Below are 13,055 nucleotides of genomic sequence, written 5' to 3'. Positions count from 1 at the left end.
TATTCGTAACTAGTAGAGTTTCAGTACAAGCTAACATATGTTTATATATACTCAAAAGTTCATCGATTCTGATTTCATCAGGGCGTCTCTGCTCGGAAATCAGTTACAGTGACAATTCAAAATTGGCTAAGAAAAACGATAGGAAATTAACCGCATATTGGCCAGATCTTCCATAAATGAAAAAAGTTAGCCAACAACATTATTGTAAATGCATGTTAGATTTTCTAACTGATTTTGAAATGTTAATTGACATTACTTAATCATTTGACCGCCCCTTCAGAAACACCTTCAATAATTTGCTTTTGTGCAAAGAAGTAACCGATAATCACTGGGAGAACGGCAATTGTTAATCCAGCTAACGCCAAATGCCATTGTTTTGTATATTGACCAAAGAAGAGAAACATTTTTAATGGAATTGTTGCACTGGAATCTGACAATATTAGTGATGGAAGTAAGTAGTCATTCCAAATCCAAATCACATTTAATATTCCAACTGTAACCGAAATAGGCTTTAACAATGGAAGAATAATGTACCAAAATACTTGAAACTTATTAGCACCATCGATAATTGCAGCCTCATCCATTGAATTTGATATGCCTGTCATTGCACCATGATATAAAAATATCGATAAACTAGAACCAAATCCTAAATACATAAAGATTAGACCTGCTTTATTCAGCATTTCCGCTTTTCCAAATAACGAAACGAGTGGAATCATAACCGACTGGAATGGGATTAGCATTGCCGCAACGAAAATCATTAAGATAATGCCACTTAGCTTACCTCGATTTCGCGCAAGTGCATAGCCAGCCATAGATGAAAATAGAATTATAATTGCGACAGCCAAAACTGTTATCAATAAGGAATTAAAGAGAGATCTAAAAAAGTCTAAATCAATAAATGCCTGAATAAAGTTGTCGAATGTTAATTCCTTTGGAAGACCAAGTACCCCCGAAAAAATTTCTTTTTTTGTTTTAAATGCGTTAACAATCATTAAGTAGAAGGGAGATAGCCATAATAAAGCAAGTAGGAGTCCAAACAATTCTATAATCATAAGATTTCGTTTACTATACTTCATTACATGTCAACCTCCCGTTTTTTATTATAATAGACTTGTGATATCGCTACTGCACCAACGATTATGAAGAAAATTACTGCTTGCGATTGAGCAAGAGCCATTTTATTCTCAATAAATGCTGTTTTAACAATGCTCATTGCGACCATCTGCGTCGAATTATATGGTCCACCATTAGTTAAGGATAAGTTTTGATCATAAATTTGGAATGAGTTGGATAATGTTAAGAACATACTAATTGTAAATGCAGGCGCCACTAGCGGAAAGGTGATGTTACGAAAGCGTTGAAAGCCAGATGCACCATCGATTTCTGCTGCTTCAAGTAAATCTTTAGGTATGTTCTCCAAGTATGCAATATAGATAATCATTATGTATCCAGCCATTTGCCAAGATGTTAATATGACGAGTCCCCAAAAACCAGTTTCTGTAGTAGAAAGCCATCCAGATAATGCTTCAATTCCAAGTAATTCACTTAGATTTCCAAAGACACTAATAAAAATAAACTGCCAAATGAATCCTAAAATAAGTCCACCGATTAAGTTTGGCATGAAGAAAACCGTTCGTAAAAAGTTGTTCGTTTTAATATTTCGAGTTACAAGCAAAGCGAGACCTAGGCCCAAAAAGTTTAAAAGGATAACTGAAGCAACCGCAAATTTAGTCGTAAACCAGATGGATGCTCTGAACTCGGCATCTTTAAATAATGTGATATAGTTCTTAAAACCAAGGTACTCAGTTGCCACCAAGCCATTCCAATTCGTAAATGAATAAATAAAACCATAAAAGAACGGAACAATTACAACAATCCCTAAACTTAGAATGACTGGTGCTAAAAACAACCAATATGACAAATCACGATTCCGCATTAAAACATCCCCTATAATGTCTATATAGTATTACAGCTAACAAAAAGCTTTAGTAATAGTTTTTTGTTAGCTGTAATTTTGGATCTATTAAATTACTTTCTCTCCACTTCCCATTTTTCTCGTACTTCAGTAATCATTTTTTCCCAAGTGACATCGCCACTTAAATACTTTTGCATATTTGTTCCAAGTACTTCAGCACTCCAGCCAGTAGGCGAACCTAGAAATACCCATCCAGCTATTGTATTCCCCTCAGAAGCATATTCATAAATGGTTTGCGATAGCGGATCGGCTATTTTGGAATTGTCATACCCCTCATATGCTGGGACAAACTTTAAATCCTCTAGCACCGCTGTTTTACCAATCTCGGATGTATACATCCAATCTAGAAAATCTTTACTCGCTTGAATGACCTTTTCATCATTTTGACTATTTACAGCCCAATACGATGGTACACCAGCTGGAATTTTTCCTTCAAAACCTTCTACTGGAATTGGTATGATACCAATGCCCTCTTCAGCTAACTTTGGATCCATATCATAAACAGAGTTATATATCCAGTTCCCCTGCTGAATAAGCGCAACTTTTTCCAAAGAAAATAATTGTTCAACTTGCTGAGAATAATCTAGGCTTAACACTGGTTGAACGGAGTATTTGTTTTCCAAGTCAAGATGCCTCTTCAATTCGTCGCTTTTGTCAAAAGCGATTGTCTTCGCATTATAAGCTTCTAAAGCGTCATTATTAAATTCTGGTGCAAAGAAAACGTTTGCCAAATGGTTACCAATAACCCACTTTTCTGTAGCTGCAAGCGCAAATACAGCGTCAATACCTAGTTTTTCTTTTTGCTTGTCCAACGATTCAACTGCACTTTCCAAATCTGCATAAGTTACAATTTCGTCTGGATTAATACCTGCTTCTTCAAAAATTCGCTTATTGTATATCAAACCATAACCTTCTTGGTTGATGGGTAATCCCAATACTTCATCACCATCTTGAACAGTATTTAAAGTTCCCTCTAGGGCAACTTTAGCTGCTTCCGTATCAGATACATCAGCTAAATAATCTTGATATTCTTCCACAGCGGAAGGTCCGCCAATGTTAAAGATTGCAGGTGCTTCACCTGAGGAGAATGTTGTTTTTAATGAGGAACCATAATCATGTCCGCCACCGACAGTTTTAACATTAATCTTTACATCAGGATTTTCTTTTTCATATACTTTAGCCAAGTCTTCAAGTTGATTTTTAATTTCTACTTTAAACTGGAAGATATCGACTACTACTTGATCCTTGGAAGCATTACTTTTCCCTTCACCATCTGATGAGGAACACCCCATCAACGCAACAACCGAAACTAACAATACTGAAACGAATCTAAAAAAATTCTTCTTGCTTCTCATGGAATCTCCCCTTTTCTGAACTAAGTTGCATGATTCTTCATCCCATAAATAGTTGATTGGAATTTTAATTTTAATTAAGAAAGACATGCTAGTTTATTAGTTTATTCTGATTGTTGCAGATAGTTTATGGCCTTCTAATCCTTCAATTTCAGATTGTGCCTCTGTATGCGCACCTAAAAATTGAACGCCTTGGCCTTTAATCTCTTGATGAGTTAATATTTTCACGTAACTACCTACCCACAACCCTCCTGTATACCTTGCGGCTCTTTGAGTTGGGAGTGTATGGTTTGTCCCAGAAACTTTATCTGAAAATACAACAGAGCTATCTTCACCAATAAACAATGAGCCATAATTATATAATTCCTTAACCAACTCACTACTATTTTTTGCATGTAAGTGCAAATGTTCAATAGCATATTCGTTGCAAATGTCCATTCCTTCTTGCAATGATTCTACGCAAATTATCTCTCCCCTTGATTTCCATGATTCGTGAGCAGGGGATGAAGTTGAAAAGGTTTGTAAAATACTTGTTACTTCTTGAAGCGTAGACTCTGCAACTAATCGCGAAGTTGTTATAAGGATTGCACGTGCAAATGGATCATGCTCTGCCTGCGCAAGTAAATCAGCAGCAATTTTTCTTGGTGTGGCCGTTTCATCTGCAAAGACCATTACCTCACTTGGTCCAGCAATGAGGTCTATCCCCACCTTACCAAATACTTGGCGTTTTGCTTCTGCAACATACATGTTTCCCGGCCCCGCAATAATATCAACTTCCGGAATGGATTCAGTCCCATATGCCATACCTGCAATTGCCTGAGCACCTCCAATTGCAAAGATATCCGTAGCCCCCGAACGTACTAATCCATATAATACGGCTGGATGAATACCACCTTTATAATTAGCCGGGCTACAGGCAACAATTTGTTTTGCACCCGCAACCCTTGCCGGTGCCACAACCATCGGACCGGATGAAAGCAAGGGAAATCTTCCTCCCGGGATATAAGCCCCGACTTTTTCAATTGGAATTATTCTATGCCCCATTCTAATCCCTTCTCCAAAGTCTTTTTCAAACGGTGATAAACAATCCAATTGAGCTTTTGCAAACTCGGATACCCTATCTACAACACGATCGATTAAAACTTTCACATCTTCAGGGAGGGTCTGCAAACAATTCTCTATTTCCTCTGCACTTACACGTACTGGACGATCTGAATTTCCGAATGATTTTTCATATTCTTTTACAGCTTGGTCCCCATTTTCTTTAACGTTATCGATAATAGTTTTTACTGTCTGTTCCACATCATTTGAAAACGCCATTTCAATTGTTTCTGCTCTCTTCACATAATCCATTCAAATTCCCCCTTAGATTAGGCTGTTTAATACTAACTAAATCTAAATCTCATTTATAATACAAAGTAATCATAATAATTAATAAACTAGTTATTAGGAAATACCAGTAAAGTTTGCATCGTCAATCATATCTCTTAAATAATTATCCTCTGTTGAGTTTAATTCTTCTTCATTCGGCAAATGAATTTGGCGTAAAACCTCGATTCCATCAAATAATAACCATTCTTCTAATATTTTTTCATTTCGAATTTTATAGTGACTAATACCAGCGATATCTATAGGCTTTCCGCTAGCTGCTCCAAAGTATCCTGTTCCCTCATGCATACCTTGAATTCTCCAGCGAACCGCAACGTCCCAATCTCTTTCGGAACCACGTTTGTTACAAGTGACACGTTCAAGAATCACTTTCCCATTTGGAACGGAAGCGAATAAACTAGTAAACATACCTTGAATCTCTCTTATTCCAATGACATCTTTATTACAGACATAATGTACGACTGCGTTCTCTTCATAATATTCTTTCACAAAATTAAAGGAACGACGTGCCCATATACGATTAAATACTAGTTGCATAAACTCTCCGATTTCAAAGTCATCAGAAGACGGAATAAAAATCTCTGGAGGTAGTCCAGTTTCAGCAGTTTCTGAAAATCCAAATTGAATTGACGGTGCAAGTTTCAATGTGCTTTTAGCTACTTTTTTAGCAAATTCAACCGGATCTAAACCCAATTGCTGAATAAGATGATACGTATCCATCACGAGCCATTCTTCATAAATTTTATTATTCAAAATTAAACAGTCTGCGCTTGTTCTAAAAATCACCTTTTTTCCGGTCGCCGGTCCATATAAACTGTCGCCTGTATTTGTAGCAACCGAACGGCCTCTATGGGAAGTGAAAAATCCATTTTTGTCATCGCCAGACCAGATTACACTCCATCCCAAGCCTTTTCTATCCGGGAAAGCATGCAAAGTTTGTAATGTTCCTGAAATAACTTCATTTACTCCATGCGTATTCACTAAGCCTTTATGAACGGTGACACCTGTACTATACGTATCATAGATCAAGCCAATATCTTTTTCTTTCCAAATTTGTCGTGTAATCTTTACGATGTAATCTACGATGTTGTTATACTCCGGATTAAAACCTTTCATACTTTGTTTCCGTTGTTCATCTTTTTTAATATTGATATAATCGTAATCATCTTTTGAATCAATCATATTTACGTCATCAGCATCTGCATAAAAAATAAAATTTGATTGCTTAGGTCGTGATACGGTCCTCTGAGGTAAATTTGTGTTTTTTTCTTTAGGCATTTCTTTTGTAGCTACATTTTTTTCTTCAGTCATGATAACCATCCTTTTATAATATAATTTAATGTTATAATTCTTTATTCAACACTGGTAGTTCTTTAAATTCGGGAGAAAGTGAATAGCAAGTTATAATGTCTTAACGTTATTTGACACCACCTGATGTCATACCTAAAACAAATTGTTTTCTAACAAGCAGCATAAAAATGATTGTAGGTAACACAAAGATAATTCCTGCCGCTGCCATTTGATTCCACATTACACCTTTTTCACCTGTAAAAAAGGATAAGGCAACTGGTAAAGTGACAGCTTCTTGCTGAGTCAAAACTAGTGCAAACATGAATTCATTCCAAGTTATCACGAAACAAAAAACAGTCGCGGTAATAATACCTGGCATTGCAAGTGGTAAAAGAATTCGCCATAAAACTTGAAGCCGATTAGCCCCGTCAATTGATGCCGCTTCTTCAATATCGACTGGTATTCGGTCAATAAACCCCTTTGTTAGCCAAATCGCATAGGGTATTGTATGACCAAGATTTACAATAATTAGGGCAAGCGTTGTGTCAAGTAGTCCCCATTCTCTAAACATAATAAAAAAGGGAATTACGTTAACAATTAGCGGAATAAACTGTGTCGCCAGGATTGCAAACATAAAGAATTGTTTCCCTTTCATTTTGAACCGCGATAAACTATAAGACGCAAGAATACTTATCGGTATTGTAATTAGCAATGTTACAAGTACAACAATCAGGCTATTTGAATAATATTTTCCAAGATTAAAACTTGATCCAAAAACTGTCTTAAAGTTATCCAATGTCGCTTTAAAAATAACGCTTGTCGTATAGGTGGCAGCATCTGGTTTAAAGGCAGTGATAAAAATCCAAACAATAGGTAAAAACAGGAAGATGATTACGAGAATGACACATAATAATTCCAATACAGTAAGGAGTCTTGGTAAACTTTTTTTGTTCCTGGGTGAAGTAGATTTAAAATATGTCATTACATTATTTATCAATTCCAATCATCTCCTTTTGCCAATTTCCTCATGTACACAAAAACAAATATGATTGTGATAAACGCCAGAATGTAACCAAGGGCAGCTGAATAACCCATATCAAAATAACGAAAACCAGTTTTGTAAATGAAGTAATTTAGCACTTCCGTTGAATTACCAGGCCCTCCATGAGTTAGCGTGACTACCGGATCAAAAGCTTTTAATGTAAACATGACCATTAAAATAGATGCAATTAGAATAATTGGTCTTAGCATTGGTAATGTGATTTTAAAAATGATATGTAAAGTATTTGCTCCATCCACTTTTGCGGCTTCGAAGACTTCTTCAGGCATACCAATCAACCCACTAATAAACATAAGACTCATAAAAGGGAGCCAAATCCAAACGACAACTGATATGAGTGCAAGCATTGCCGTCGTACTTGTCCCTAGCCAAACAATGTCCGACAGAGGGGGGATAAGAATACCAATAATCTTATCAAACAACCCATAATCGGAATTAAGCATAAATCTCCATGAATAACCAATTAATGCGGGACTCATAGCGAATGGAATGATTAACACGGCTCTTATATATGATAGATATTTTTTATCTTTACTCAGTAAAAGGGCCACGATGATACTTAGTGTTAACGTTAAAAGGACTGTACTTGTTGCAAAAATAAATGTTACTCCCACACTATGCCAAAATTGTATATCTGAAAATGCACGAAGGTAATTGTTCACCCCGACAAAGCTACCTATTTCCGTGGATTCTTTTAAATCCCACTCATGAAGACTTATCCAAAAAGAGCGCATTAATGGATAAAACGTTGTTGCAGCAATAAGGATTAATGCCGGGGCTAACAAACTATATTTGAAAAGTCTATTTTTCATTTTCAGTCGCCCTTTCATAAAGTTAAAAATGCATTTCGCTTCTAAACTCCGATAAGCTGGTTTATTCATTATTTATTGGTTGCCTAGCCATTTATAAATGGACAAGGCAACCAATCTATTAAATGTTATTTTTCATAATATCCAGCGTTATCAAGCAACTTTTCAACTTGATCCGCAGCGTCGTTTAATGTTTCCTCCACCGGTTTTCCTGTTGCCATTTTTGAGATAGCTGAACTTAAAATATCTGCTACTTGAGGCCATTCCTTTATTTTTGGTAGCGTTTTTGCACTCTCAAAACCTTCTGCACCAACAGAATAAAAATTATTTGATAAATTATTCAGTTCTTCATTTTGTAGGTTGTCTATTTGTGTAATTACAGTAGATGCTTCTTTGGAAGGAATTTCGTCTTTCCATGTTTTTGTTACAATATCAAGTTCTTCTTCTGGTTCTGAAATCCATTTTAATACTTCCCATGCAGCGTCTTTGTTTTTAGAACCTTTCATCATTGCAATTGGGAATGTACTAACATTAGACGAAGCTTCTTTTCCTTCCCAACCGGGAACTGGGGCATAATTAACATTTCCTGCAACTTCAGGTGCGGCCGACTCTTGATTATTAAACTCAGAATATACCCACCACCAACCAAGCCACATTGCGGCCTTACCTTGTTTGAAATAGGTTCTTGAGTCTTGTTCTCCAAATGTGACGGATCCACCAGGCGCAACTTTGTCCTTTATAAGAAGATCTAAATAACGCTGGGTAGCCTCTAATCCTTCCACACTATTAAATATTGGTTTCATGTCCTCATTAAAAATTTCACCGCCGTTGCTCCAAAGATATGATGTCCACATAAATAAGTTCTGTCCGTTATTTCCAGCACCGTAATAAGGGACAACTCCCGCCATATCTGTTTGTTCAGTAATTATCTTGCTGGCATTTTCAAATTCTTTCCAAGTCGTTGGCGCAGTTAAGTTAAGCTTGTCAAATATGTCCTGTCGGTAAAATAGCATTTGAACATGCGCTCGAACTGGAAGACTATATAATTTATCATCGAACGTTGAAAGTTCCAGTATAGATGATGGCCATCGGTCTATATTGAATTCATCCTTAGCTGCATAATCGTCAAGAGGCTCTAGAAATTGTGTTACAGATGAACCCATTGAATCTAGAAAGACTACTAAATCATAGGCTCCGCCATTCGCAATTCCATCAGAAGTAATATTTTCAAGTAAATTTTCATATGGCGTCTCAATAAACTCAACTTTAATTCCTGTTTCCTCTGAAAAAACGCTACTTCTGGCTTTCCAAGAATTAAACTGACCTACATCACCTGCAGATAACAGTACTTTAACTGTTTTTCCTTTTACATCCGCTTCTTCTTTTCCTACATTGCTACATCCAGCGATTATCAGAGATAAACTCAAGACCATTACTGTGAATAGACGAAAAATTTTGTTGTATTTCATCATTCAACAACCCCTTTTCAATTTTTGGATAGCCATTACATGATTGAGATTGAATATTTTTGTGAGAATATATTTCCTTATATAGATAGAAGGGAGAAATTATTTACGCTTCTTCCTTTATACTCAAAACAAAAATTGTCTATCAGCATACAAAGAATTTAAAGCATACTGTTCATAAGCATATCCAACATTAAGTAATTGATCTTCTCGATGATAATCTGCGATAATCTGTAAACCAAACGGTGTTCCCTCAATTTTGTCGGAAGTTGGTAATGATAATGCGGGATGTCCTGTAATATTAAAAATATTTGTAAAACGGACCATACAATCCCCTATTGATTCGTTTTCAAATACCTCTTCTTTTGCATCAGAATCTGGTGTGACAATAGGCATTGTCGGTGTAACTATTACATCTACTAGCGAAAATAATTCAGATACTTTATACGACCATTCAGATTTTCTCTGCAAAGCATTTAAATAATCAAATGACGAAATAGCGTGCCCCTTCTTGAAAGTCTTTATCATTTCCTCACTATATAGATGACTATTAGTAGAATAACTTTCTTGATGAACAATCCCCATTTCAGAAGTTCCAATTGTCCTAGAGACGCTAACTACATCCTCTAAAAAAGAAGTGTTAACTTCTACCAATGTAGCTCCTAGTTCAACCATTTGCTGGATTGCTTTTTCATACATTGTTTTTACTTTATTATCGATATTTTCATTAAAATAATCTGACGGTATACCTATTCGAACACCTACTAATTCAGGTGAAAAATCTTTAGAGTAATGTATTCCATAAAGCGTTTGAAGAATAATCGCTGTGTCTTCAATATTACTTGTGATTATTCCAGCATGATCCAGCGTCCACGACAAGGGCATCATCCCCTTCATACTCATGAGCTTTTTTGTTGGTTTTATTCCTATTACACCACAACAAGATGCTGGTACTCGAATTGATCCAGATGTATCAGTCCCGATAGATGCTAAACTTAAATTCGTAGCTATTGCCACCGCTGAACCACTACTTGAGCCACCGGCTGTCTTTTTGGGATTCCATGGGTTGACTATGTCACCAAAGTACGGATTTTTAGAATCAATTCCTGCTCCATACTCATACATATTATTTTTCCCTAGTAAAATGGTACCTTCTTGTTCTAGCACTGAAACAATATCAGCATTTTTATTTGGGACTCGTTTTGCATCAACTCTTGATCCGTTTGTAGTTAATATACCTTTTGTATCGATTGAATCTTTATATGAAATTGGAACCCCTAACAACCTTCCGACAATCCCGGCATTCATTTTAGCTTCTGCTTTTTTTGCCTGTTGAAGAGCTGTTTCTTCCGTTATTGTGATGTATGAGTGAATCTCCGAATCCAAATTTCTAATTCTCTTTAGATACCATTCTGTGATTTCAGTTGGAGAAAACAGTTTTTTTTCATACCCAAGCACCAAATTCTTGATCGAAGTGATCATTTGCCAATCCTCCTCAAATATATCTATTCTTTAGACGCATCTACCGATTTGATAAAAGTTGAAAAAGTATTGGCAATCATCGTTGTCCCAACCGCGACTACATATACTGAACCTGACTCAAACGCTTGTCGTGCCATGCTTTCATTTCCTGCAACTGTTCCTATGGGAACTTCTAGTTCTCTTGCTTTTTCATAAACAAGTGCAATGGCTTCTTGTACATCTTGATGTTGAGGACCATCTGGATAGCCCATGTTAACGGATAGATCTGTTGTACCTAAAAATGCGATATCAATACCTTCTACATTCATAATCTCTTCAAAGTTTTCAACTGCTTCTCTCGTTTCAACGTGCACAGCAACTAATACTTCATCATTTGATTGCTCTATAAATTTTTGTCCCGTATCTTTTCCATACCTCGCGGCGCGATGTGAATACGCAACCCCTCTATTTCCTAGAGGAGGAAATTTCGCCTTATTAACAACCTGGATTGCTTCTTCTTTTGTACTGACCATGGGAACTTGGATGCCTACAGCACCTCGATCTAAAGCTTTCTGTATACTCGCATCATCATAAGATACACGTACAACCGGTGCTAAATTTACTAATTCAGCAGTTCGGATCATATTTTCAAGTTCACTATAACTGAAAGCACCATGCTCATCGTCAATGACGATAAAATCAAAACCTGCATATCCGCACATTTCAACAATCGCAGGCGAATAGATTCCTATGAAAATCCCCGTAACTTTTTGACCATTTTGTATTTTTTCTTTTATTGTATTACACATATTAAATACCCCTTTTATAAAATGGTTTCTGATAGGAACCGAAGCAGTTTACTTGCAACATTTATGTGTAAATAATTATCAGCAGCGAGCTACTATGTCAGAAGCCACTCTCTTAAATATTTATTCACAATTTCAGGTTGCTCAAGCGTAATCAAATGACCTGCATTTTCAATAATTTTTATATTCGAACCTGGAATTGTGGTAGCCATATATACCGACATGTGTACCGGGCATATCTGATCTTCTTTTCCAACAATAATCGTTGTAGGACAAGAAATAGTAGGTAAAATAGAAGTTTGATCATTTCTATTCATCACGGCTTTTAACTGGTTGATGTAAGCCTCTTCTCCAACTGTTTCTGCCATTCGTAAAATGACGGAAACTAATTCCTTGTCGTTTTGTTGATCCGGATGGATTAAAACTGGTAACAGATGTTTTTTAGTAATATCCATAAATTGATTATTAGTGATCATTTCAAAATATCTATCCCATATCCTCCTTTGTTCAATCTTCGGAGGATATGGGTTTGTATCAAGAAGTGCCAACTTCGTAACTCTTTCGGGAGCTATTCGCATTATTTCTAGGGCAACTATTCCTCCTAGGGACAAACCTGCAAGTGCAAATTCCTGAGGTGCTTCTGACAAAACATCCATTGCTAAAGCTTTGATTGAATCTTTCCGAGAAATATTCCCTACAGTAATATCAGCAATACCTTCCAATGATTCCATCTGATACTGCCATAGCCTTGCATCACATAATGTCCCTGGCAAGAATATTAGTGGTATTCTTTTCGACATTTATTTCTCTCCCATTTTCAACTTATCAGCTATTTCCTTTTCTAAATCTTTAAAGTTATCAGGTTTGATCATTTTCCCAAATTCATCTGCCTTGAAGCCATGTTTTGCCGCTTCTTTGATTACTTTAGGTGACCAATAAGGATCTTTCCCTTCAAATACTTCATGCTGTTCCAATACAGCAAATATCCAAGAATCTTCATCACTAATATTTTCAAATCCTCTCCATAAACCAGGTGGTAATGATATCAAATCCCAAGCTTCAATTATTGTTTCCCCTTCGATCTCATCTGGACTATTTCCCCAGTAGAAGCGCCATCTTCCTGATAGTGGAAGAAATGATTCAATATAATCATGCGTATGATAAGCTGGACCATTTCCTTTTGGCGCTTTAACCATCCCTAATTGAAAACCGTGTGGCTCCGTTATTTCGGGTGTAAAATCATCATTTTCACTTGCCGTATCTCCAATTAATGTATAATTAATCCGTTGATGACCTGGTATAATACTATCTATAAATGTCAAAGGAATTCCTTTAGACTTTAATTTGTCAAAACGCACAATCCAATTATTTTCCATCTCTTCATTTGTTACTAATTTTTTTTCTTTCTGCTCATTCGTCATTTTATATTCTCCTTTTAAATTTC

Annotated in this window: 12 protein-coding genes; all 12 read right to left on the bottom strand. The window is 36.2% G+C overall.

What is annotated here, in order from left to right; translation table 11 throughout:
- Window positions 1-260: 260 nt before the first annotated feature.
- Window positions 261-1,079: a carbohydrate ABC transporter permease gene (locus J4G36_RS01380; protein ID WP_210468035.1), complete on the bottom strand. Its 819-nt coding sequence runs from the start codon at window positions 1,077-1,079 to the stop codon at window positions 261-263.
- Window positions 1,079-1,939 (bottom strand): carbohydrate ABC transporter permease, encoded by an 861-nt coding sequence (locus tag J4G36_RS01375; protein WP_210468034.1) that lies wholly within the window; start codon window positions 1,937-1,939, stop codon window positions 1,079-1,081. Before J4G36_RS01375 ends, J4G36_RS01380 begins: the two co-directional genes overlap by 1 nt.
- Before the next feature lie 92 nt (window positions 1,940-2,031).
- Window positions 2,032-3,333: an ABC transporter substrate-binding protein gene (locus J4G36_RS01370; RefSeq protein ID WP_210468033.1), complete on the bottom strand. Its 1,302-nt coding sequence runs from the start codon at window positions 3,331-3,333 to the stop codon at window positions 2,032-2,034.
- Between the two features lie 96 nt (window positions 3,334-3,429).
- Window positions 3,430-4,683: a histidinol dehydrogenase gene (gene hisD / locus J4G36_RS01365; protein ID WP_210468032.1), complete on the bottom strand. Its 1,254-nt coding sequence runs from the start codon at window positions 4,681-4,683 to the stop codon at window positions 3,430-3,432.
- A 93-nt stretch (window positions 4,684-4,776) separates the two neighbouring features.
- The gene (locus J4G36_RS01360; RefSeq protein ID WP_210468031.1) at window positions 4,777-6,030 is read right to left on the bottom strand and encodes an ester cyclase; all 1,254 of its coding nucleotides are present in this window, start codon (window positions 6,028-6,030) and stop codon (window positions 4,777-4,779) included.
- A gap of 106 nt (window positions 6,031-6,136) precedes the next feature.
- Window positions 6,137-6,928: a carbohydrate ABC transporter permease gene (locus tag J4G36_RS01355; protein WP_246880363.1), complete on the bottom strand. Its 792-nt coding sequence runs from the start codon at window positions 6,926-6,928 to the stop codon at window positions 6,137-6,139.
- Window positions 6,929-7,002: 74 nt separating this feature from the next.
- Complete coding sequence (locus tag J4G36_RS01350) at window positions 7,003-7,881, bottom strand: carbohydrate ABC transporter permease (RefSeq protein ID WP_210468029.1); 879 nt, start codon at window positions 7,879-7,881, stop codon at window positions 7,003-7,005.
- 125 nt (window positions 7,882-8,006) lie between these two features.
- The gene (locus J4G36_RS01345) at window positions 8,007-9,350 is read right to left on the bottom strand and encodes an ABC transporter substrate-binding protein (protein WP_246880362.1); all 1,344 of its coding nucleotides are present in this window, start codon (window positions 9,348-9,350) and stop codon (window positions 8,007-8,009) included.
- Between the two features lie 120 nt (window positions 9,351-9,470).
- Window positions 9,471-10,826 carry an amidase gene (locus tag J4G36_RS01340; protein ID WP_210468028.1) on the bottom strand — a complete coding sequence of 452 codons (1,356 nt, stop codon included), beginning with the start codon at window positions 10,824-10,826 and terminating at the stop codon, window positions 9,471-9,473.
- 23 nt (window positions 10,827-10,849) lie between these two features.
- On the bottom strand, window positions 10,850-11,614 hold the full coding sequence (locus J4G36_RS01335; RefSeq protein WP_210468027.1) for an HpcH/HpaI aldolase family protein: 765 nt from the start codon (window positions 11,612-11,614) through the stop codon (window positions 10,850-10,852).
- 92 nt (window positions 11,615-11,706) lie between these two features.
- Entirely contained in the window at window positions 11,707-12,411 is a 705-nt protein-coding gene (locus J4G36_RS01330; protein ID WP_210468026.1) for an alpha/beta fold hydrolase, read from the bottom strand.
- Complete coding sequence (locus J4G36_RS01325) at window positions 12,412-13,032, bottom strand: cupin domain-containing protein (RefSeq protein WP_210468025.1); 621 nt, start codon at window positions 13,030-13,032, stop codon at window positions 12,412-12,414.
- Between the last annotated feature and the right edge of the window lie 23 nt (window positions 13,033-13,055).

It is taken from the genome of Sporosarcina sp. 6E9 (genome assembly GCF_017921835.1).
GTDB lineage: Bacteria > Bacillota > Bacilli > Bacillales_A > Planococcaceae > Sporosarcina.
This window is presented reverse-complemented; position numbering and strand designations above follow the sequence as displayed.

Coding starts and splice junctions, on each gene's coding strand:
- J4G36_RS01340 (WP_210468028.1), bottom strand. CDS start 10,826: ATGATCACTTCGATCAAGAATTTGGTGCTTGGGTATGAAAAAAAACTG.
- J4G36_RS01325 (WP_210468025.1), bottom strand. CDS start 13,032: ATGACGAATGAGCAGAAAGAAAAAAAATTAGTAACAAATGAAGAGATG.
- hisD (WP_210468032.1), bottom strand. CDS start 4,683: ATGGATTATGTGAAGAGAGCAGAAACAATTGAAATGGCGTTTTCAAAT.
- J4G36_RS01380 (WP_210468035.1), bottom strand. CDS start 1,079: ATGAAGTATAGTAAACGAAATCTTATGATTATAGAATTGTTTGGACTC.
- J4G36_RS01375 (WP_210468034.1), bottom strand. CDS start 1,939: ATGCGGAATCGTGATTTGTCATATTGGTTGTTTTTAGCACCAGTCATT.
- J4G36_RS01335 (WP_210468027.1), bottom strand. CDS start 11,614: ATGTGTAATACAATAAAAGAAAAAATACAAAATGGTCAAAAAGTTACG.
- J4G36_RS01370 (WP_210468033.1), bottom strand. CDS start 3,333: ATGAGAAGCAAGAAGAATTTTTTTAGATTCGTTTCAGTATTGTTAGTT.
- J4G36_RS01360 (WP_210468031.1), bottom strand. CDS start 6,030: ATGACTGAAGAAAAAAATGTAGCTACAAAAGAAATGCCTAAAGAAAAA.
- J4G36_RS01350 (WP_210468029.1), bottom strand. CDS start 7,881: ATGAAAAATAGACTTTTCAAATATAGTTTGTTAGCCCCGGCATTAATC.
- J4G36_RS01330 (WP_210468026.1), bottom strand. CDS start 12,411: ATGTCGAAAAGAATACCACTAATATTCTTGCCAGGGACATTATGTGAT.
- J4G36_RS01345 (WP_246880362.1), bottom strand. CDS start 9,350: ATGATGAAATACAACAAAATTTTTCGTCTATTCACAGTAATGGTCTTG.